The sequence below is a fragment of the Mucilaginibacter sp. 22184 genome, from assembly GCF_052045695.1.
Lineage (GTDB): Bacteria > Bacteroidota > Bacteroidia > Sphingobacteriales > Sphingobacteriaceae > Mucilaginibacter.
Genome location: NZ_JBQEPI010000006.1, coordinates 388,437 through 411,248, shown reverse-complemented (window position 1 = coordinate 411,248; position 22,812 = coordinate 388,437). Strand labels below are relative to the sequence as shown.

At 46.9% G+C, this 22,812-nt stretch carries 13 protein-coding genes; 12 read left to right on the top strand and 1 reads right to left on the bottom strand.

Annotation, left to right across the window (positions count from 1 at the left end):
- Positions 1-69: 69 nt before the first annotated feature.
- Together ACTJKG_RS15595 and ACTJKG_RS15590 are read left to right on the top strand one after the other, a co-directional pair.
- A complete protein-coding gene (locus ACTJKG_RS15595; protein ID WP_172336904.1) occupies positions 70-1,179 on the top strand; it encodes a twin-arginine translocation signal domain-containing protein in 1,110 nt (369 codons plus the stop codon).
- A gap of 337 nt (positions 1,180-1,516) precedes the next feature.
- Positions 1,517-3,838: a GH92 family glycosyl hydrolase gene (locus ACTJKG_RS15590; protein WP_440739763.1), complete on the top strand. Its 2,322-nt coding sequence runs from the start codon at positions 1,517-1,519 to the stop codon at positions 3,836-3,838.
- A gap of 187 nt (positions 3,839-4,025) precedes the next feature.
- Here ACTJKG_RS15590 and ACTJKG_RS15585 read toward each other — a convergent pair whose 3' ends face one another.
- The gene (locus ACTJKG_RS15585; RefSeq protein WP_440739762.1) at positions 4,026-4,928 is read right to left on the bottom strand and encodes an AraC family transcriptional regulator; all 903 of its coding nucleotides are present in this window, start codon (positions 4,926-4,928) and stop codon (positions 4,026-4,028) included.
- Between the two features lie 332 nt (positions 4,929-5,260).
- Here ACTJKG_RS15585 and ACTJKG_RS15580 point away from each other — a divergent pair, with 332 nt between their 5' ends.
- From ACTJKG_RS15580 to ACTJKG_RS15535, 10 genes are all read left to right on the top strand, one after another.
- A complete protein-coding gene (locus ACTJKG_RS15580; protein ID WP_440739761.1) occupies positions 5,261-6,058 on the top strand; it encodes an SDR family NAD(P)-dependent oxidoreductase in 798 nt (265 codons plus the stop codon).
- 5 nt (positions 6,059-6,063) lie between these two features.
- Positions 6,064-7,293 carry an enolase C-terminal domain-like protein gene (locus tag ACTJKG_RS15575; RefSeq protein WP_172337430.1) on the top strand — a complete coding sequence of 410 codons (1,230 nt, stop codon included), beginning with the start codon at positions 6,064-6,066 and terminating at the stop codon, positions 7,291-7,293.
- A 150-nt stretch (positions 7,294-7,443) separates the two neighbouring features.
- On the top strand, positions 7,444-9,099 hold the full coding sequence (locus ACTJKG_RS15570) for a sodium:solute symporter (protein WP_440739760.1): 1,656 nt from the start codon (positions 7,444-7,446) through the stop codon (positions 9,097-9,099).
- A 12-nt stretch (positions 9,100-9,111) separates the two neighbouring features.
- Positions 9,112-9,540 (top strand): L-rhamnose mutarotase, encoded by a 429-nt coding sequence (locus ACTJKG_RS15565; protein WP_172337428.1) that lies wholly within the window; start codon positions 9,112-9,114, stop codon positions 9,538-9,540.
- A 177-nt stretch (positions 9,541-9,717) separates the two neighbouring features.
- Complete coding sequence (locus tag ACTJKG_RS15560; protein WP_440739759.1) at positions 9,718-12,000, top strand: glycoside hydrolase family 95 protein; 2,283 nt, start codon at positions 9,718-9,720, stop codon at positions 11,998-12,000.
- Positions 12,001-12,385: 385 nt separating this feature from the next.
- A complete protein-coding gene (locus ACTJKG_RS15555) occupies positions 12,386-14,323 on the top strand; it encodes an SGNH/GDSL hydrolase family protein (RefSeq protein ID WP_440739758.1) in 1,938 nt (645 codons plus the stop codon).
- A gap of 9 nt (positions 14,324-14,332) precedes the next feature.
- Entirely contained in the window at positions 14,333-15,634 is a 1,302-nt protein-coding gene (locus ACTJKG_RS15550) for an alpha-L-fucosidase (RefSeq protein ID WP_440739757.1), read from the top strand.
- Positions 15,635-15,680: 46 nt separating this feature from the next.
- On the top strand, positions 15,681-17,975 hold the full coding sequence (locus ACTJKG_RS15545) for a glycoside hydrolase family 95 protein (protein WP_440739756.1): 2,295 nt from the start codon (positions 15,681-15,683) through the stop codon (positions 17,973-17,975).
- A 16-nt stretch (positions 17,976-17,991) separates the two neighbouring features.
- Positions 17,992-20,085, top strand: coding sequence for an alpha-galactosidase (locus ACTJKG_RS15540; protein WP_440739755.1), 2,094 nt, complete (start codon positions 17,992-17,994; stop codon positions 20,083-20,085).
- Positions 20,086-20,249: 164 nt separating this feature from the next.
- Positions 20,250-22,442 carry an alpha-galactosidase gene (locus ACTJKG_RS15535; protein ID WP_440739754.1) on the top strand — a complete coding sequence of 731 codons (2,193 nt, stop codon included), beginning with the start codon at positions 20,250-20,252 and terminating at the stop codon, positions 22,440-22,442.
- Positions 22,443-22,812: the final 370 nt, after the last annotated feature.

The following is a 22,812-nucleotide window of genomic DNA, read 5'->3' as shown; positions in this document are numbered from 1 at the left end:
GAATTGATAATTTGAGAGAAAATACATTACCTTAGCATTATGTTCATACAATAGAACAATTATAAACCCATGGAGAAATCGAGAAGAAATTTTATAAAGAATTCGGCCATTGCATCCGCCCTGGTTGCCGCCGCGCCTGCTAAAAGTTTTGCTATATTACATCAGGATATGAAACCAAACGACCAAACTATAGGCCAGGGAGAGTTTACCTACAAGGCCGATAAAAACTGGGCCAAGATCAGCGTAAACAGTAACCCGCTGGCCAATTGCCACGAAATGGTACAAGACAGCAAAGGCCGCCTCATTATGCTGGGCGACCATACCCACAACAACATCCTGATATTTGATAAATCGGGCAAACTGCTTGATTATTGGGGCACATCGCTACCCGGGGGGCATGGTTTAAGCATCAGCAAAGAAGGCGGCGAAGATTTTTTATTGCTGACCGATTGCGGATGGGCCCTGGACAGAACGGGCAATAACTATGGTCAATCGGGCCAGGTGTTGAAAACCACGCTCGATGGTAAGCTGATCTTCGCGATAGGCCACCCACGCACCATTGGTATTTATAAGGATGACGAGCCTTTTAAACCCACCGAAACCGCAGTAGCCCCTAATGGCGATATTTACGTGGCGGATGGTTACGGCTCTGATTATATTATCCATTACAACAGCAAGGGGCAATATATTAATCACTTTGGCGGGCATCACAATACCAATAAGGATCATAACCTGGTGAATGCGCATGGTATAACGGTTGACACCCGTGACAAAAATAATCCAACACTGATATGTACCTCGCGCGAGGAAAACTGCTTTAAAATATTTACGCTCGATGGTAAATTCATCAAACGCATCGATTTGCCGGGTATGTATGTATGCCGCGCGGTGATCAACGAACAAAATATTTATGCCGGTGTATGCTGGTCGAAAGACGCGGCTGGGAAACGTTTTGATTACTCGGGCTTTGTAACCGTATTGGATGCGAACAATAAAGTAGTATCAAATCCAGGCGGAGCTGCTCCTGTTTACAAAAATGGCGTATTACAGCAAACTTTACAGGCGGTCAACCCAGTTTTTCAGCACGGCCATGACGTTTGTGTGGATGAGGATAAAAACGTTTACGTATGCCAGTGGAATGCTTATCACACCGCTCCGGTGAAGTTGACACGGGTGTAAAAGAGCTCCTTGGATTTATATCACCCCTTGTCATTCTGAGGAACGAAGAATCTATTCTCCGTGAAGCATGGTTCATGAATAGATGCTTCGTTCCTCAGCATGACAAACTTTTTGTAATCACCCCACATTCATTGTAAAAAAGACGTTAATAACAACCCGTAGTACCATAAAACCGGGCTAAATCATAAATTTGCTATCGTTTCCATATATAATCCATCAACATCGTGTTTTAATCTATGTCGGGCAATTGGGTTCGGGTATATTTTTACCAACCGTTAAATTGTTAAACAAAAGCACACGGTGCCGGTCGGTTATCAAAAACCTTAGTAAATAAAACATGCTCAAAAAGAACATATTAAAAATTGCAGGTATCAGCCTGTCGTTATCTGTCAGTACCACTTTATTCGCCCAGCAAAAACAACTGGCCGACTATGTGAACCCCTTTATAGGCGCCAGTACCAATATGCAATCGGCGGGCAATCCGGCCGGTTTGGGTAAAACTTTTCCGGGGGCTGCCGTACCGTTTGGCATGGTGCAGGTAAGTCCCAACACCATCACGGGTGGCGATAATGGGCCGGGTTATAGTTATGAGCATAAAACCATAGAAGGCTTTGCCCTTAACCAAATGAGCGGCGTTGGCTGGTATGGCGATCTGGGGAATTTCCTGGTGATGCCTACCGCAGGCACGTTAAAAACCAGCGCGGGTAAGGAGGGCAATCATGATGGATACCGGTCTTATTATGATAAAACCAGCGAAAAAGCATCTGCCGGTTATTATTCGGTATTGCTCACCGATCATCAGATCAAATCTGAACTTACGGCTACGCCGCATTGCGGTATCATGAGGTTTACGTTCCCTAAAGGCAGTGGCTCGCGGATTCAGATAGACCTGGCACGCCGTGTTGGTGGCACTTCGGTTAATCAGTATGTAAAAGTGGTCGACGATCATACCATACAGGGCTGGATAAAATGTACACCCGAAGGTGGTGGCTGGGGCAATGGTGCCGGGCATGCTTTTTATACCGTTTACTTTTACGCTCAATTCAATAAGCCGCTAAAAGAATACGGTGTTTGGAGTGCCAATATCCCGCAGGGCCAAACCCGCAAACTGGAAGATATTGAAAGTGCTAAATATCAGGACATTATCGCTCATGCTGCCATATTGCCCGGCACAAAAGAAAAGCTAGGCAAACACCTGGGCTTTTATACCGATTTTGATACTAAAGCCAATGAACAGGTGATATTAAAAACGGGTATTTCCTATAACAGTATTGAAGGGGCAAAAAATAATCTGGAAACCGAAATTAAAGACTTTGATTTTGACAAGGTACATCAACAGGCCCGGGCCTTGTGGAACAAGGCCTTATCGAAAATACAGGTAACCGGCGGCACAACCGAAGAAAAATATAATTTTTATACCGCCATGTACCACACGATGATAGATCCGCGCACGTTTCAGGATGTTGACGGGAAATATCCCGGCGGTGATCTGAAAGCTCATGTGGCCGATCATTTTACCAAGCGTACTATCTTTAGTGGCTGGGATGTGTTCCGCAGCCAGATGCCTTTGCAAACGCTCATCAATCCGGGTTTGGTAAATGATCTCATCAATTCGCAGGTTACGCTGGCGACCGAAAATGGCTCACATTTTTTTGATCGATGGGAGTTGTTGAACGCGTACAGTGGTTGTATGATCGGTAGCCCGTCCATATCTGTTATTGCCGATGCCTACGCCAAAGGCATCCGCGGCTATGATGTGAACAAAGCGTATGAATACAGTGTGAATACCAATACTAAGGACGGCAATGGTACCCGCGGTTTTACCACCGGTGGTAACAGTATATCCGGCACGTTGGAGTATGCTTATTTTGATTGGTGTATAGCCCAACTGGCCAAATCGCTCGGTAAAAAAGAAGATGCCGCTAAATACACCGAAAAAGCCCTGGCCTATAAAAATGTATGGGATAAAGATAAAAACTGGTTCCGCCCGAAAAAGGATAATGGCGACTGGCAGGAGTGGCCCGCCGCCGGCAGGTTGCAGCAGGGTTATGGTACGGTAGAAAGCAATCCATACCAGCAGGGCTGGTTTGTTCCGCAGGATGTTGAAGGCCTGGCCAAACTACTGGGCGGCAATGAAAAAGCCATAGCCGACCTGACCAACTTTTTTGAAAAAGCCCCCGCCAATTTGCTTTGGAACGATTATTACAACCACGCCAACGAACCGGTGCACCATGTGCCATTTTTATTTAACCGTTTAGGCGCGCCATGGTTAACTCAAAAGTGGACAAGGATCATTTGCCAGCGTGCTTATCATAACAAAGTGGAGGGTTTGGTAGGTAATGAAGATGTGGGCCAAATGTCGGCCTGGTATGTGCTGGCGGCAAGCGGGATAGCGCAGGTATGCCCCGGCGATACGCGATACGAGATTACCAGCCCGGTATTCAGCAAAGTAAAAATCAACATTGATCCTAAATATGCCAAAGGCAAGGCGTTTACTATAGTGGCTAAAAATAATTCGGCCGCTAATCTGTATATTCAAAGCGCTACGCTCAACGGCAGGCCGTATCGTCACTGCTATCTGGATTATGCAGCTATCGCGTCAGGTGCTACATTGGAACTGGTGATGGGGCCTAAGCCTAATAAGGCATGGGGGAGGTAGGATGTAGACTCACCCAGCTTGGGCGAGGGTGAATCCTTTTCCCCACGCGTCATTGCGAGGAGGAACGACGTGGCAATCACCTATTTACAGAGCGGTCCTGCTAATTGGGGATTGCCACGCTGCGCTCGCAATGACGCGGGAGGAGACTTGTCCTTGTTCCTTTCATCCTTGCTCCTTTATCATCTTATCACCCCGTATTCTTCGCCGTAACCCGATAAGCTTCCGGTGAAGATCCCACATACTTCTTAAATATCCGTGAAAAGTAATAAGGATCATCATAGCCAAGATCGGCAGCTACGGCCTTTATTTTATCATCATGAGCATAAAGCAGCTGACAGGCCTTTTGCATTTTCAGGTGGATAAAATAATCAATAGGAGGCATACCTGTTGCCTTTCGGAAGATGTTGGAAAAATGCGATACCGATAAGCTATGCCTGATGGCCATATCTTCTACCGTAAGTTTTTGATTGATATTACCACGCATATGGTTAATGGTTTTAGTGATCATATCACCATCGTTCTCTTTATCATGTTGCACATGCCGCTGCGGAAACAGAAACGTGGCTACCAAATGGTGCAGGCAAAAAGCAGCGTTACACAGGTTCTCGATGCTGTAACCCATTTCCAGGGTTTGGTAAATGTTTTGCCATATCTCTATAGCTTTTTCATTAAAAGGTATGGGTATGGGGCCTTTATTTACATATAGGTTGAGTGACTGATTAAGGGCCCGGATATTTTCACCGGTATAATGTACCCAGTAAATTGTCCAGGGATCATCCTTATCAGCCCAATAGCGGATGTATTGATCTGTAGCCGGTATAATGATAAACTGGTTTGATGTTACCTCATAGCGTTTATTATCCAGTATATAATGCCCCTTGCCTTGCAGGCAATAGATCAGGATATTATCCTCGCATCCCTTCCTGCGCTCGCGGTAATGCGCGGCCGCTTTTGGGAAATAGCCTATGTAAGTAATATAGATCCGAAAAAGTTCAGGGTTTTTGTCTTTCGCATCCCGCAGTATTTTTTGGGGGATTGCCAACATCTTTTCTCCTATAAAGCCGTCCCGTCTTTTTAAGCTGCCATTCATGAAGGTAACAATTGGTTTATAATGGAATATTACATCATTGATGGATCTGTGTGTAATATCTAACGCTATTATAGATAAAACAATCTGCAAATACAATCATTTAGGCCTTATTGAATACCCGTGATAGCATTTTGCCAATATCCGATACTTATCTGCTTATTCTTAGTTGAATAATCCATTAAAAAAAATGTTTTGCCTATTATAAACAATAGCGCAGGACTTTACTTTTGAATTGTTCTGCAAGCACCAATTTAACCAGACGACTAATAAATTTCGGGGAAACACGGTCACGCGATAGCTGATGCTCTGCCTTGATTTTAACTATAATATATATGATCCTCAAAAACAAAGTGATTTTTTTAACCGGGGGTACCGAAGGGATTGGTTTGGAGTGTGCCAAAGTATACAGTGCTGCCGGAGCCCGCTTGAGTATCATCTCCAATAACGAAAGCAGTATTGAACACGCTACAGACAAACTACCGGCAACCGAAGTATTGTTTATAAAAGCTGATGTATCAATAACTGATGATATGCAGCGGGCCATTGCCCAAACCGTAGCACATTTTGGCGGGATAGATGTGATCCATAATAATGCGGGTATATCAAACCCTTCAAAAGCTGTACATGAAACTACCAGTGATGAGTGGGACAGGCTGTTCGATGTGAATGTGAAAGGCATCTATAACACCACCCGTTTTGGTATTGATGAGCTCAAAAAAACGAAGGGCAATATATTAAATACCAGTAGTCTTGTAGGGGAGATAGGGCAGGAGATCCATGCAGCATACAGCGCCACCAAAGGGGCCGTTAATGCGCTTACCAAATCTATGGCACTTGATTACTCCCCTTACGGTATCCGGGTGAACGCCGTTGCCCCCGCAGGTGTATGGACGCCCATGTTACGCAGCTGGAGCCAGCAGCAGCCCGATCCGTTGACTATTGAAAATTATTTGGATGGGATCCATGCCTTAGGCTATTGCCCCGAGGGTGATGTGATAGCCGATGCCTGTTTGTTCCTGGTATCTGAACAGGCCCGTTTTATTACAGGCTGCATTTTACCGGTGAGCGGCGGGGCCGAATTAGGTTACCGTCGTGTAATTGATCCATCAAATCCATTAAAACATAACTGAAATATATGATAAAAAATATTCAAGTTGAAGACGTACGCTATGCCCTTGATGGTAGCGCCGGAAGTGATGCCATACATACCAACCCAGTTTACTCCTACGCAGTAACCCGTTTGTTTGATGACAGCGGACTAACAGGCACCGGCTTTGCCTTTACCCTGGGCGAGGGCAACGACCTGGTTTGCAAAGCCGCCCATTATTATGCCAGCAAACTGGCGGGGAAAGATATTGAAGAAACCATGGCCGATTTTGGTCGCCTGTTTAACCAGCTTTCGAATGATCAGCAATTCCGTTGGCTGGGGCCGCATAAGGGTGTGGTGCACCTGGCCCTGGCTTCGGTTACCAATGCCTGTTATGATCTTTGGGCCAAAAAGAGGGGCGTCCCCTTGTGGAAATTATTGATCGATCTGTCGCCCGAGCAAATTGTGGCTACGCTTGATCTTTCGTACCTCGAAGATGAACTGACCCATGCGCAGGCTATCCAAATGCTGGCCGACCAAAGGTCAACCAGCCGTCAGCGGGAAAATATTTTGCAAACCGGCTACCCGGGCTACGATACCTCTATCGGTTGGTTCAACTACTCCGACGAGAAAGTGCGCGAGAACTGCAAAAAAGCGTTGGAAGAAGGTTTCACCGCCATGAAACTCAAAGTAGGTTCCGTTGATCCGGAAAGGGATATCCGCCGGGCGCATATTGTACGTGAGGTTGCGGGCGACGGCGTAAAAGTAATGCTCGATGCCAATCAGCAATGGAATTTGCCGCAGGCTATCTCCATCTGCAACAAATTCAAAAGCATGAACCCTTACTGGGTAGAAGAACCCACCCACCCGGATGATGTACTGGCCCACAAAACCCTGGCCGATGCCGTAGCCCCGGTAAAATTGGCCTTGGGCGAGCACGTACCCAATAAGATCATCTTTAAAAATTACCTGCAAACCGGCTGCGCCTCCTTTATCCAGGTAGATGCGGTAAGAGTAGGCGGCGTAAGCGAATTTATAACGGTAAGCCTGTTATGTAAAAAATATGGTGTACCCGTAGTACCGCATGTGGGCGATATGGGGCAATTACACCAGCACCTGGTACTATTCAACCATATATCCATGGGGCACGAGGCTTTGTTTTTGGAACATATACCACATTTACAACAGCATTTTGTAAACCCGGTGCATATCAGCAATGGTGTATACATCACCCCGCAGGAGCCCGGCAGCAGTTGCGATCTGATAGCGTTAGGGTAGAATCAAGAATCAAGAGACAAGAATCAAGAGTCAAGAATTAAGAAAAAATGAAAATATAAAGTCGAGATATAGGGATGAAAAGAATTAAGGTAAACCATAAGTTTTTGTCTTAATTCTTGATTCTTATCTCTTGATTCTAAACAAAAAAACATGATCCACACTCCCGATTTGATCATCAGCGCCTTGTACATCGCCTTTATTTTTGTAATAGGGTTGTGGTCGGGTATCCGTCATCAGCGTAAAACGCGGAATAATAATAATGAGGCGGGAGAGTACTTCCTGGCGGGTAAAAAACTACGCTGGCCCATGATCGGTTTGGCTCTATTCGCTACCAATATATCCTGTGTGCATTTGGTGAGCCTGGCGCAAAGTGGTTTTGACAAAGGGCTGCTCAATGGCGATTTTGAGTGGATGGCTGCTTTCACTTTGATCTTGCTGGCTTTGTTCTTCGCGCCGTTCTATATCAAATCCGGTGTGGCTACCCTGCCCGATTTTTTGGAGAAAAGGTATGATCGTGCCAGTCGCGATTGGCTGGCTATTATATCGGTAGTATCCGCGGTGCTTATTCATATCGCTTTTTCCTTACTGGCTGGTGGGGTGGTGCTGCATACGTTATTTGGGGTTGATATGTATACCAGCGTTATCGTTATCTCCATCATCACCACCATTTACACCATTGTTGGCGGCTTAACGGCTGTAGTTGTTACCGAATCTATCCAAACGCTGGTGCTGTTGGGCGGCGCTATCATCATGAGCATTGCCGCCTACAACAAAATGGGCGGCTGGGAGCCGATGGTGGATGTACTGAAACATACCGGCGAACTAAACAAGCTTTCCATGCTGCGTCCGCATGGCGATCCAAGCGGCATGCCCTGGTACGCTGTGTTTTTAGGTTACCCGGTATTAGGCATCTGGTATTGGTGCGCCGATCAAACCATTGTGCAGCGTGTGTTAGGGGCCAAGGACGAGAACCATGCCCGCGTAGGTCCACTATTCTGCGGTTTTATTAAAATACTACCCGTTTTTATTTTTGTGATGCCGGGCCTGTTTGCCTACACGCTGGCACAAAGCGGTCACCTGGATATTTCGGCATTAAAATCGGTTGTTGGCGGGAAAGAGGTGGTTGACAGCAAAGGCATCTACACCCTCATGATCACCCAACTCATACCCCAGGGCTTGATCGGTGTATTGGTGGCCGCCTTGCTATCGGGTTTAATGAGCCAGATTTCGGGTGCGTTAAATTCCATCTCTACCATTGTAAGTTATGATATTTATAAACGCTATAAGCCGGAGGCTAACGATGCCGGGCTGGTAAAAGTGGGTAAAATTGCAGCCGGGGTATCGTTAATCTTGTCGCTCGCCTTGCTGCCGCTGCTTAATCGCTATGGTAGTATTTTCGATGGGTTGAATGACATTATCGCTCATATAGCGCCGCCAATAACCTGCGTTTTCCTGCTGGGGGTATTCTGGGATAAGGCATCGGCAGTATCGGCCAAATATACTTTGTGGATAGGCTCAGCTATCGGTGTGATCGTATTCGCGATGAATAAGTTGTTTCCGGATACCGCGATAGGGCAGATCCCCTTCATGATGATGGCTTTTTACCTGTTTGTGATCTGTGTAGTGATACAGGTAACGCTATCTTATGCTTACCCGGTAAAACATACCAAAGAAAGTTCTGTACTGTACTGGCGATCGCCCTGGGAGCCTCTGCGCGGCCCGGCCTGGAGCGGCCTGGGGAACTATAAAGTGCTCTCGGTATTGCTGGTATTTATTATGGTAGTGCTTTTTTACATTTTTAGATAATTAACTACAGATATGAAGAGCGTTTTTATAGCGATCCTTTGCATGCTGGCTTTTTCGGCATGCCATCATCAACAGCAACAATCGGTAACCGATAGCCCCAAAGTAAAACGCTTTGGCATGGTAACCGGCCTAAAGCCCGAAAAAATGGCTTACTATAAAAAGCTGCACGCCGCGGCCTGGCCGGGGGTATTAAAAAAGATCAAAGCGTGCAACATCCGCAACTATTCTATCTACATTCAAAAAATAGGGGGCAAATATTTCCTGTTCAGCTATTTTGAATATGCGGGGACTGATTTTGATAAAGACATGGCCCTGATGGCTGCCGATACTACCACCCAACGCTGGTGGAAAGAAACCAACCCCACGCAAAATCCACTGCCCGAGGCGGCCGCACAGCAAAAAATATGGCAAAATATGGAAGAGGTTTTCCATACAGATTAAGCATGCCAATGGGTAATTGTAACAAATATCATTTGTGTTTAAATTAAAACTGTAAGTATTACATTTAATTTATATTTTTAGCCCCGATTGCTGCATCCAGGTTCTTTTGGAGATAGAATACGGTGTGAATATCCGGAGCGGGCAATAAAACCAATTAAACACAAAATTTTGTTCCTGATGATTAAAAAGATTGCTTGCTTTTCGCTTTTTTTAACGCAAACCGCATGGGTACTTACCGCCGGGGCCCAACAAGTAAACCCGGGCCTCCATCAAAAAAGTTTGACGGTTTGGGATGATAAACCCGCCAAAACCTGGATGACCGAAGCTTATCCCATCGGTAATGGCCGCATAGGCGGTATGGTATTCGGCGGACTGGCGCAGGAGCATATCCAGTTTAACGAGATCAGTTTATGGACTGGTGACGAAAACGAAACCGGCGCTTACCAGGCCTTCGGCGATCTGTACATTGACTTCAAGGGTAAAGATTCCACCCAAAAAATCCCCGCAAATTATCGCCGTCAGCTGGATATCAGCAAGGCCGTACAACAGATCAGCTATACCGATGCTGGCGTGACTTACCAACGCGAGTATTTTTGCAGTTTCCCCGGCAAGGTGATGGTACTGCATTTTACCGCCAATAAAAAAAGCGCCTATTCTGCCACTATTAAATTAAAGGATGCGCATAACGCGGCAACTACCGCCAATGGCACAACGCTGCAAATTACAGGCAAGTTAGATAATGGCCTGGCTTATGATGGCGAGGCAACTATTAAAACAGAAGGTGGCTCTGTCCAGACTGAATCAGATGGTAAAGGTGGTTCGCAATTGGTGATCAGCAAAGCCGATGGTTTTACTATATTATTGGCCGCGGCTACCGATTACAGCAACCAGCGCAATCAACACTGGCGCGGCGAAGCTCCCGGCATCAAAGTAAAAAAGGCGCTTGCAGCTACGCTGGGTAAAACCGAAGCGCAATTGTTAGCTGCTCATTTGCAGGATTACCAGGCCCTGTTTGGCCGTGTAGCTATTGACCTGGGCAACACCCCGGCAGATCAGGCTGCTTTACCAACATACAAACGACTTACAGTTTATAAAACTAAAGGCGATCCGCAATTGGAGGCTTTATTATATCAATATGGCCGGTATTTGCTCATCAGCTCCTCACGTAAAGGAGGCTTGCCAGCCAACTTGCAAGGACTTTGGAACGAAAGCAATAACCCACCATGGCGCAGTGATTATCACTCCAATATCAATATCCAGATGAACTATTGGCTGGCCGAGCCTACCAATTTGTCCGAATGTCATTTCCCATACCTCGATTATATCAACAGCATGCGCGAGGTAAAAAAAGAAAGTACCCGCAAGCAATATCCCGGCGTTCGCGGTTGGACGGTAAAAACCGAGAACAATATTTATGGCGGGTCCAGCTTTTTGTGGAACACGCCGGGCAGCGCCTGGTATATGCAGGGCATCTGGGAGCATTATGCCTTTACGCAGGACAAAGCCTATCTCAAAAGCTTTGGTTATCCTATTTTGAAAGAGATAGTGGAGTTTTGGGATGATCACCTGAAACGTCGCCCTGATGGTACGCTGGTATCGCCGCTGGGCTGGTCGCCCGAGCACGGGCCTACCGAGGATGGGGTTACTTATGATCAGGAAATAGTGTATGATCTGTTCACCAACTATATTCAGGCTGCAGATGCTTTGGGTATCGATAAAACCTATCGCGACCGTGTGGCGGATATGCGCGAGCATCTGCTGAAGCCAAAAATTGGTAAATGGGGCCAATTACAGGAATGGGAAACCGACCGAGACGACCCGAATGACAAACACCGTCATTCCTCCAACCTGTTTGGTCTGCACCCGGGCAGTCGTATCAGCACCCTCAAAACGCCCGAACTGGCTAAGGCTGCTAAGGTAAGTTTACTGGCCCGTGGTGATATATCAACCGGCTGGTCGATGGCCTGGAAAATGAATTTCTGGGCGCGCCTGCAGGATGGCGACCATGCTTATACCATTCTGAACAACTTTATAACGCTGGTTGGTGGTTCTGGTGTGAATTATGATGAAGGCGGCGGTTTGTACGCCAACCTTTTCTGCGCGCATCCACCGTTCCAGATCGATGGAAACTTTGGCTATACAGCCGGGGTAACCGAAATGCTGCTCCAAAGCCAAACTGGTGAGTTACAATTACTGCCTGCATTACCAAAAGCATGGCAAACAGGCAGCGTTCAGGGTCTGCGTGCCCGTGGTGATTTTGAGATCACTAACATGGAATGGAAAGACGGCAAAATTGTTAAGCTATCTATTAAATCATTGGCCGGCGGCGAGTGTAAACTGCAAAGCCCTAATGCTTTAAAATCGGGTGCGGAAGTATCGAAGGCCGATGGGGCAGGTAATGATGTGGCTTATAGTTTTAAAACAGAGGTGGGTAGGGTTTATGATTTTGTGGGGAATTGATAGCATCGCTGGATCGACTCACCCGATCATCGCTTCGCTTGATCACCCTCTCTTCGCCTGCGGTGGAAAGAGGGGATCGCTTTTCTTTTTGTCATCCAGAGGAACGAAGGATCTATTTTACAATTGAAAAGTTCAATAATAGATGCTTCACTACGTTCAGCATGACAAAATGTTTCCTCAACCCTCTTTCCGCCGCAGGCGAAGAGAGGGTCGTCCAGCGAAGCGTAGACGGGGTGAGTCGTCTGAGAAAGGTGAGGCAAAGGGGATTGTCCATCTATTTCAAAGATTTATCCATTTTTCGAGATATAATTAGCCAATACATTTACCAAACCAGTAAAAAAGCCTTCCGGCGAAACCATTATAACAGTATTACATGATGCAAGGCATGATAAAATTTAAATACTTATTTATTTTAACAATAACCCTGGGGGCTTTTTTACGGGTAAAAGCTCAGGATAAAAATACCCTTTGGAAGGGTTTTGAAAAAGTAACCATTAACATTAACGGGCACGACGCTTATTATGTAAAGCCCGCGCACCCGTTGCCGGGCAATCCCTGGGTATGGCGTGCTTCGTTCCCGGATTGGCATACCGAAATTGACAGTATATTGCTTACAAGGGGTTTTTATGTGGCCTTTGTTAATGTGGATAATCAATATGGCGCTCCACAGGCCTTACAGGTTTGGGATAAATTTTATGCCTATTTAACCGAAAAACAAGCGTTCGCTCACAAGGTAGCCTTAGAAGCGGTGAGCCGTGGCGGCCTGTATGTATATGGCTGGGCCAAGCGTAACCCCGATAAGGTAAGCTGTATTTATGGCGAAACCCCGGTGTGCGATTTTAAAAGCTGGCCCGGCGGCAAAGGTAAAGGCCCCGGTGATGCCAATAGCTGGAAAGAGCTAAAAGAGGTATATCATTTCACCGAAGAGCAGGCGATGGCTTATAAAGATAATCCGATAGATAATCTGGAAGGGTTGGCCTCGTTCCGCGTGCCGGTGCTGCATACTATCGGTTTGAACGATAAGCTGGTACCGCCCGATGAAAATACCTATCCCTTTGCCAAAAATTACCTGGCTTTAGGCGGTCCGGTCAGTATTCAGCCTATAACTCAGGGACCTGTGGAGCTACAGGGACATCATGTTAAAATCGATCGCCCCGATTACTATGCCGATTTCATCTACAGCAATTCGTACCCGGTAAAAAACGCGCTGCTATACAGCAATTATGTGACCACAGCCAGCAAGCTCAATAATTTTTATTACGCGGTAACGGTTAAAAAGAAAGCCACGGTTTCGTTCCTGGGCGGATCGATCACCTTTAACCCCGGCTGGCGCGATAAGATCTGCCGGTACCTGAAAGAAACCTATCCCGAAACAGATTTTCATTTTATAGCCGCTGGTATACCATCATTGGGCAGTTTGCCGCATGCATTCCGTGTGCAGCGGGATATCCTGGATTCGGGCAAAACCGACCTGCTATTTTTAGAAGCCGCCGTAAACGATCGCGGTACCGATAGCACCACACAGGTACGGGCTTTGGAAGGGATAGTAAGGCATGCCCGCAATGCCAACCCTTATACTGATGTGATCCTGATGGCCTTTGCCGATCAGCAGAAAATGGAAAACTATGCCAAAGGCAAGTTATCGCCCGAATTATTTAACCACGAACTGATAGCTAAACACTATAGCCTGCCCTATGTAAACCTGGCGCTGGAAGTGAACGATAAGATCAAAAATAAGGAGCTCACCTGGAACGATGACTTTAAGGATATCCACCCGGCCTATTACGGGCAGGAGCTCTATTTCGCCACCATCCGAACGTTGTTGCAGGAGTGTGCGGAGGCTAAATACAAAGTGCCGTTTAAAATGCCTGTACCCCAGGTGATTGATAAGGCCCGCTATGAAAATGGCAGCTATTATGATCTCAGCAACGCCAAACTGGGCAAAGGCTGGCAGATCACACCCGATTGGAACCCGACAGATGGCCTTTCTACCCGTGCCGGATTTGTGCATGTACCGGTACTGAATGCCGATGAGCCAGGTGCAGAGTTAACACTCCCTTTTAAAGGTAACGCGGTTGGTATTGCCGTAGTAGCTGGTGGCGACGCGGGTACCATATCCTACGCGATTGATAATGGTCCGTATAAAGATAAGGACCTGTTCACAGAGTTCAGCAGTTGGTTGCACCTGCCCATTTATCATTTACTGGGCGATAATTTGAGCAATGGCAGTCATGTGCTCAAAATTAAGATCAGCGATAAAAAGAACGGTTCGAGCAAGGGGCATGCCTGCCGGATAGTTCATTTTTTGGTAAACAACAAATAAATCCTGTATATGATGAAGAAAAAAGCGGTACTGATTGTGGCCCTGGCATTAGGCATTTGCACGGCGTTTGCCCAGGAGGTTAAAACCCCCAAAGTGGTTATGGATCAGTTTATGGACAAGCGTTTTGGCATGTTCATTCATTTTGGCCCGGTAACCCAGCGCGGTACCGAAATTGGCTGGAGCCGCAATAAAGAGGTAGCCCAGGTTGATTATGACAATCTGTACCGGGAATTCGATCCCAAGTTGTTCAATGCTGATGCCTGGGTGAAAACCGCTAAGGATGCCGGGATGAGATACCTCACCATTACCGCTAAACATCATGATGGTTTTTGCTTGTGGCCAACCACTTATTCTGATTATAACATATCCAACTCGCCATTTAAAAGAGATATTGTGGGCGAACTGGCACAAGCCTGCAAAAAGCAGGGCGTAACTTTTTGCATCTATTTTACCGTGTTAGACTGGCACGATCCTGATTATCCCATCCACAACCCTTACGACTCCACCCAAAACGTTAAAGGCGATATGACCGCCTTTAAAACCCGTATGAAAAATGAGCTGAAGGAAGTGATCACCAAATACAAACCCTTTATGCTGTGGTTTGATGGTTACTGGGAAAAGCCCTGGACAAAAGAAGATGGCAAAGAAATATACCAGTTCATCAAAAGTGTTGACGCCAATGTGATCGTGAACAATAGACTGGGCAAGATCAGCGAAAAACTGAACGAAGAATCGGTAGGGGACTTTTTAACCCCCGAGCAGCGCATAGGGGAGATCAATATGAACGAACCCTGGGAAAGCTGCATCACCATTTGCAACCAATGGGCCTGGAAACCTAACGACCAGATGAAATCCCTCAAGCAATGTATCCAGACGCTGGTAACCACCGCGGCGGGCAACGGTAACCTGTTGTTCAACGTTGGCCCGGCTATGGATGGACATATCGAGGCCCGGCAGGTAAAACGCCTGCAGGAAATGGGCGATTGGCTAAAACAATACGGCGAAAGTATTTACAGCACCCAGGGAGGGCCTTATACGCCCAATGCCGTTTATGGCGCTACCCGCAAAGGAAATATCGTATACCTGCATGTTTTTCAACGTAAGGATGGGGTGCTGAACATTCCTGCCATCCCTGGTGTAAAGATCACTAAATCTTATTTTATGAATGGGGATGCCGTAACGATCAAAACAGATAAAAAAACCTACCAGATCAGCCTGCCTGCTGCTTTGCCCAATGAAAATTGCTCGGTGATTGTTTTGGTGCTGGATAAAAACGCACAGAACCTCCCGGTAATACCTACAAAAGCCTAATTACTTAAAACCAATGATATCCAAACGTCTCACATCAATAACAAGCATGCTGTTATTAACCTCAACGCTCAGTTTTGCGCAAAAACAAGCGTTGAGATTGCATTACGATAAACCCGCGGCCGTATGGGAAGAAACCCTGCCCCTGGGCAACGGCCGCCTGGGCATGATGCCCGACGGCGGCGTAAACGATGAAAAGATCGTGCTGAATGACATTACGTTATGGTCGGGCTCACCGCAGGATGCCAACAATTACGAGGCCTATAAACAGCTGCCGAAGATAAAGGAGCTGCTGCTGGCCGGTAAAAATGTGGAAGCACAAGCTCTGATCGATAAGGATTTTGTGTGTAAAGGCCCTGGTTCGGGAGGCAGGCAATGGGGCTGCTACCAGGTTTTGGGCGATCTGGACCTGAAGTTTGACTATGGTAAAGCCGACGCTAAAGTTACCAATTACCAAAGGTCGCTATCCTTACCTACAGCTGTAGCCAATACCAGCTACCAGGTTGATGGTGTTACCTACAAACGCGAATACTTCACCAGTTTTGGCGATGATGTGGACATGATCAGGCTAACGGCTGATAAACCCGGCAAGTTGAATTTCAGTATCAATATATCACGTCCTGAACGTTCGGCCACCAGCACCAGCGGCAACACCTTGTTGTTGCAGGGCAGGCTGGATAATGGTACTGATGGCAACGGCATGCAATACCAGGCCAGCGTTAAAGCCAAATTAACCGGCGGTACGCTCAGCAGCACGGCTAACAGCCTGGTGGTGAAAAACGCCACCGAGGTGATTATTTACGTATCTGCAGCCACCGATTTCCGCAAGCCTGATTTTAAACAAAGGATCCAGCGCGATCTGGATGCCGCTATGAAAAAATCTTATACTGCGCAAAAACAACAGCACATCGCCAATTTTCAAAAACTGTTCAACCGTGTCGACATCAATTTAGGATCGCCGGAAAGCACCGAAACTACCGATCAGCAATTGATCAGCTTTCATAAAGAACCCGCTAACCATAAAGATATGGCTGTATTGTTCTTTCAGTTTGGCAGGTATCTGAGTATCAGCAGTACCCGTGTAGGCCTTTTGCCGCCAAATCTGCAGGGCCTTTGGGCCAACCAGGTACATACCCCCTGGAACGGCGATTATCACCTGGATGTGAACGTACAGATGAACCATTTCCCGGTAGAAGTATCCAATCTCTCAGAACTGAACCTCCCCCTGGTTGAGCTGGTGCGTGGCCTCGTTAAACCCGGCGAACGCACAGCCAAAGCTTACTACAATGCCGATGGCTGGGTGGCCCACGTAATTACCAACGTTTGGGGCTGGACAGAACCCGGCGAAAGCGCATCCTGGGGTGTAACCAAAGCCGGCTCGGGCTGGTTATGCAGCAACATCTGGGATCATTACGCTTTTACCAATGATAAAGCCTATCTGAAAAGCATTTACCCGATATTAAAAGGATCGGCACAGTTTTATAGCAGCATCCTCATCAAAGATCCAAAGAGCGGTTATTTACTTACGGCACCATCCTCATCACCAGAGAATAGCTTTTACCTGCCCGATGGCAGTCACGCCAGCATCTGCATAGGCGCAACTATTGATAACCAGATCATTCGCGAATTATTTACCAACGTGATCACCGCGTCTGAAACTTTGGGGATCGATAAAGCATTCCGCGATACCTTGCAGGCAAGATTAAAACAAATTCCGCCGCCCGGTATCATCAGCAAAGATGGCCGCATCCAGGAGTGGATGGAAGATTATAAAGAAACCGATCAACAGCACCGCCATATTTCGCACCTGTACGGCATTTACCCGGCCTCCGAAATTACGCCCGATGGTACACCCGAACTGGCCGAAGCCGCCAAAAAAACACTCAATGTTCGCGGCGACGACGGGCCGAGCTGGTCTATCGCCTACAAACTGTTGTTCTGGGCCAGGCTGCATGACGGCAACCGCGCGTACAAGCTGTTCACCGAGATCATGAAACCTACCACCCGTACCGATATCAATTACGGCTCGGGCGGCGGTATTTATCCCAACCTGCTTTCGGCCGGGCCACCATTCCAGATCGATGGTAACTTTGGTACTACCGCTGGCATAGCCGAAATGCTGATCCAAAGCCACGCCGGTTATATCGACCTGCTGCCCGCCGTACCCGATAGCTGGAAAACATCCGGCTCGGTAAAAGGCCTCAAAGCCCGCGGCAACTTTACCGTTGATTTTGCCTGGAAAGATGGCAAGGTCACCACATACAAAGTCACCTCGCCCAACCCGCGCGGTGTGAAAGTTAAAATCAACGGCGTAATTAAAAATATTACCGCCCAAAAAAGCTAAACAATTTAAACTATACATGAAGCCTATTGCAACAGCAACAAGACAATCTATCCAAAAAATAGCCAGGCCGGTTTTAGTGTTCGCACTACTACTGGCTTTGCCATTTGTAAATACCGTTTCGGCACAGGCGCGTAAATCGTCGGCCGCGGGACAGGTTATCATACCTTATGGTACCGGCAACGCCATTGCCTACGATCTGAAAAAAGGCCTGTATTCGGTGGCCGGAAATAAGTATTTGGCATACAGTGGGGTAAGTGCCTCCATCTCACTTAATGGTAAAGCTGTTTCCACTAAAGATTATACCTCCCGCACCTATACCAAAACCGCTGTTACCGATGGTTTTGGCAAGGGCGTTAAACATACCATCACGCTAAGCGGTAAAGGCCTTAACCCCATCAAACAGGTGTTTTACACTTACCCTGGGCACGATTATTTTATCACCCAGATAGAGGCATCTGGCAAGGGATTGCAAACCAATTCCATCATTCCGTTCTCAGGCAATATAGCTGCCATTACCGGTGATGCGCGCAGCATTTTTGTACCTTTTGATAACGATACTTTTATCCGTTATAACGCCAAACCGTTTACCGCGCCGTTCAGCAATATGAGCTCCGAAGTAGGTGCCGTATACAGCAACGATAGTCGTAATGGCTTTGTAGCTGGCTCCATCGAGCACGAAGTATGGAAAACAGGTATCCGCAGCACAGCTAAAAAAGACAGTGGCAATGCCATCCAGGTTTGGGCCGGATATACCGAAAACAGCGTAACTCGCGACAATATCGCTCACGGAACCATCAGCGGCGATGTAGTAAAATCGCCAAAAATATTGATAGGTTATTTTGCCGACTGGCGCACAGGCATGGAAGAGTACGCCAAAGCCAACCGCATTGCCGAGCCGCCTTATGTATTCAACTGGACAAAACCTACACCCGTAGGCTGGAACAGCTGGGGCGTAATGCAGGAAAAACTCACCTATGAGAAAGCTACCAAAGTGGCCGACTTTTTTGCCGATAGCCTGGCTGGTTTCCGCACCGGCAAAACCGCTTTTATTGATCTGGACTCTTACTGGGATTTTATGGTGAAAGGCGGCCCCGAAGGTGATTACAGCAAGCTAAAAGAATTTGCTGATTACTGCAAAAGCAAAGGCCTGGAACCCGGCGTATACTGGGCACCATTTACCGACTGGGGTTGGAAAGACGGTCCGCAGCGCAAAGTGCCCGGCAGCAAATACACTTTTGGCGATATCTGGACAAAAGTAGGTAACGGCTATCATGATATCGACGGTGCCCGCGCTATCGACCCAACCCATCCGGGTACCCTTGCACGTATCGACCTCACTATAGGCAAACTAAAAGCCTGTGGCTTTAAAATGATCAAGATCGACTTTTTAGGTCATGCCACGGCCGAGTCGACCCATTTTTATGATCCAACGGTAACCACAGGGATGCAAGCCTACCGCAAAGGCATGGAATACCTGACCGATAAACTGGGCGATCAGATGCTCATTTACGCCGCTATTTCGCCAAGTTTGGCTACCGGCAGATACGTACATACCCGCCGCATAGCCTGCGATGCCTTTAAAACCATCAAAGATACCCAGTACACGCTCAACAGCGTTAGCTATGGCTGGTGGCAAACTTTTTTATACAACTATGTTGATGCGGATCATGTAGTGCTCTCCACCGAAAGCGAAGGGGCTAACCGGGCCCGCTTTTTATCGGCTGTGATCACGGGTACGGTAATCACCGGCGATGATTTTTCGGTACACGGCCAATGGAGCGACAGGGCCAAAACCTGGTATCAAAAACCGGAGATCATTAAGCTGATCGAAAACGGCAAAACATTTAAACCCGTGGAAGGCAACACCGGCGAAAATGCGTCGGAAATGTTCACCCAAAAAATTGGAAATAGTATCTATATTGCCCTTTTCAATTACGGCAGCGAGTCAAAGACCTTTGCTATGGATGGCAAACGCCTGGGTTTAAACAGCAAAGATCAATACGAGTTACATGAGCTGTTACAGGGCGATATCCTGGGTAAAACATTAAGCTTTAAGCTTGATGGCGGCGACGCGGCTTTGTATAAATTGGATATTGACGCGAAGAAATAAAAAAGCATAGGGCCTGTGCGAATCCCCTCTTGAGAGTGGCGGAGGGGTGTGTTTATCAAAGCGAAGAACACACCCCGCCAGTACTCACCCCTCTCAAGAGGGGATTTTGAAAAGAATAATTGCTAACACATTAACACTGAAAATAACCTTATAAATTGAAAAGAATGTTCCGAAATCATTTACTGCCCTTATGCCTGGTTGGTGGCTTGTTTACAGCAGGCAGCAGTTTTGCCCAGGTGGTGACCATCCCGGTCGAAACACAGCACAACGCGCTGGTATTACAAACCGATGCCAATAAAAACCTGAAGATGGTTTACTTCGGCACCAAGCTGAGCAATACCGCGGAGTATGCCCACATCCAGAAAATGTATAACCAAAAGGACGACTCTGGTATCCTCAACTCCGCTTATACACCATCCGGTTCCGCCAACCTGGCCGAGCCTGCCATCACCGTAACCCATGCCAACGGCGATAAATCGCTGAGCCTGGCTTATGTGAGCCACGAGGTAACCAAAGTTGCCGACGATATTTCGCTGTTAACGGTTACGCTGAAAGATCCCGTGTATGATTTTGAGGTGAAACTGTTTTATAAAACCTATTTCAAAGAAGATGTTACCGAACAATGGTCGGTAATAAAACATCGCGAAAAAGGGGAGGTGGTATTAAACAAATTCGCTTCGGCCAACCTTAGCTTAAAAGGTAATGGCTTTTGGCTGAAACAATACCATGGCAACTGGGCCGAAGAAATGCGCCCTGAAGAAGCCAAACTGACACACGGCATCAAAACCATCGACAGTAAACTGGGTACCCGTGCCAATTTGTATGAACCATCTATGTTCGCGGTATCTATGGATAAACCGGCTACCGAAGATGAAGGCAAGGTATTGCTGGGCGCTCTGGAATGGTCGGGCAATTTCAAGATCGACTTTGAACTGGACGTAGCTGATAACCTGCGACTGATTGCCGGTATCAACAACGCTGCTGCCGAATATCACTTAAAACCAAATGAAGAGTTTGCTACACCTGCATTAGTATATACCTACTCAGATCAGGGTAAGGGCGATGCCAGCCGTAAATTGCAGCGCTGGGCACGTAAATATAAAATTGTTGACGGCGAAGGTTCAAGATTGACCCTGTTGAACAACTGGGAGTCGACCTATTTTGATTTCAACGAAACCAAATTGGCCGAATTATTAAAAGATACCAAGAAGTTGGGAGTCGACCTGTTTTTGCTGGATGACGGCTGGTTTGCCAATAAATATCCGCGTAATGATGATCATGCAGGCCTGGGTGACTGGCAGGAAAACAAACAAAAACTGCCAGATGGCGTAAGCTGGCTGGTAAAAGAAGCGCAGAACAATGGCGTAAAATTTGGTATCTGGATTGAGCCCGAAATGGTTAATCCGAAGAGTGAGCTGTACGAAAAACATCCGGATTGGGTGATCAGACAGCCAAACCGCCCCGAAAAGTATTTCCGTAATCAGCTGGTGCTTGATCTGTCGAATCCTAAGGTGCAGGATTTTGTATTTGGCGTGGTTGATAATCTGTTCACCAAAAATCCCGATCTGGCTTATATTAAGTGGGATTGTAACGCGGTGATCTATAACGCTTATTCGGCTTATTTGAAAAAAGATCAGTCGCACCTGTATACCGACTATGTGCGTGGCTTATACAAAGTATTGGAGCGTGTACGCGCTAAATATCCAAAAGTACCATTGATGTTGTGTTCAGGTGGCGGCGGTCGTGTAGATTATGGCGCGTTGAAATATTTCACCGAGTTTTGGCCAAGCGATAACACCGATCCGCTGGAGCGCGTGTTTATCCAGTGGGAGTACTCGTACTTCTACCCGGCTATCACCAGTTCAAACCACGTAACCGATTGGGGTAAGCAACCATTGAAGTTCCGTACGGATGTTGCTATGATGGGTAAACTGGGTTTTGATATTGTGGTAAGCAAACTGGGCGAGCAGGACCTGGAGTACGTTCACGGCGCCTTAAAGAACTATGATAACCTGAAAGAGGCTATCTGGCATGGCGACCAGTACCGTTTACAAAGCCCATGGGATAACGATGCCGCATCGATCATGTATGTAGATAATGCCAAAGCAAAAGCGGTGATGTTTAACTACCTGGTGAACAATCGTTACGGTACAGGTACCCCGGTGCCTATCCGCCTGAAAGGCCTCGATCCGCAGAAAAAATACGCGGTAAAAGAGATCAATCTTTACCCGGGCGCTAATTCATCCATAGAAAAAGACCTGGTACTAACCGGCGACTTTTTAATGAATGTAGGCCTTAACCCACACGTTGATAAAAACAGAACGAGTGTGGTAATAGAATTGGATGAAGCAAGGTAGTGAGTGGTTCTGAGTCTGAAGTTTTAAGTACTAAGTCAAAACAACTTCAGACTCAAGACTCACAACTTTGGACTTACAACTTAGTCCGCGCGTCATTGCGAGGCACGAAGCAATCTCCGACTGGCAGAGCCACTCTGTATAGTTTAGAGATTGCTTCGTCGTTCCTCCTCGCAATGACGCGTTTTTTATGGAACAAACCCACCCTGTCATCTCGAACGAGGTACGAGGAGAGATCTTTTACCCGGGATATATCAACCTGTCAATCTGCTCTTCCAGCCAATCCCCTTTTTCCACACGTCATTGTAATTTAAAACCCTTGCAATAAATTCACTAAAGCGATTACGCAATTATTTTGTTTATTTGATTTCAT

What these genes read in the sequence shown, in the direction of transcription:
- ACTJKG_RS15595 (WP_172336904.1), top strand. Translation starts at nt 70, where the DNA reads ATGGAGAAATCGAGAAGAAATTTTATAAAGAATTCGGCCATTGCATCC.
- ACTJKG_RS15590 (WP_440739763.1), top strand. Translation starts at nt 1,517, where the DNA reads ATGCTCAAAAAGAACATATTAAAAATTGCAGGTATCAGCCTGTCGTTA.
- ACTJKG_RS15585 (WP_440739762.1), bottom strand. Translation starts at nt 4,928, where the DNA reads ATGAATGGCAGCTTAAAAAGACGGGACGGCTTTATAGGAGAAAAGATG.
- ACTJKG_RS15580 (WP_440739761.1), top strand. Translation starts at nt 5,261, where the DNA reads ATGATCCTCAAAAACAAAGTGATTTTTTTAACCGGGGGTACCGAAGGG.
- ACTJKG_RS15575 (WP_172337430.1), top strand. Translation starts at nt 6,064, where the DNA reads ATGATAAAAAATATTCAAGTTGAAGACGTACGCTATGCCCTTGATGGT.
- ACTJKG_RS15570 (WP_440739760.1), top strand. Translation starts at nt 7,444, where the DNA reads ATGATCCACACTCCCGATTTGATCATCAGCGCCTTGTACATCGCCTTT.
- ACTJKG_RS15565 (WP_172337428.1), top strand. Translation starts at nt 9,112, where the DNA reads ATGAAGAGCGTTTTTATAGCGATCCTTTGCATGCTGGCTTTTTCGGCA.
- ACTJKG_RS15560 (WP_440739759.1), top strand. Translation starts at nt 9,718, where the DNA reads ATGATTAAAAAGATTGCTTGCTTTTCGCTTTTTTTAACGCAAACCGCA.
- ACTJKG_RS15555 (WP_440739758.1), top strand. Translation starts at nt 12,386, where the DNA reads ATGATAAAATTTAAATACTTATTTATTTTAACAATAACCCTGGGGGCT.
- ACTJKG_RS15550 (WP_440739757.1), top strand. Translation starts at nt 14,333, where the DNA reads ATGATGAAGAAAAAAGCGGTACTGATTGTGGCCCTGGCATTAGGCATT.
- ACTJKG_RS15545 (WP_440739756.1), top strand. Translation starts at nt 15,681, where the DNA reads ATGCTGTTATTAACCTCAACGCTCAGTTTTGCGCAAAAACAAGCGTTG.
- ACTJKG_RS15540 (WP_440739755.1), top strand. Translation starts at nt 17,992, where the DNA reads ATGAAGCCTATTGCAACAGCAACAAGACAATCTATCCAAAAAATAGCC.
- ACTJKG_RS15535 (WP_440739754.1), top strand. Translation starts at nt 20,250, where the DNA reads ATGTTCCGAAATCATTTACTGCCCTTATGCCTGGTTGGTGGCTTGTTT.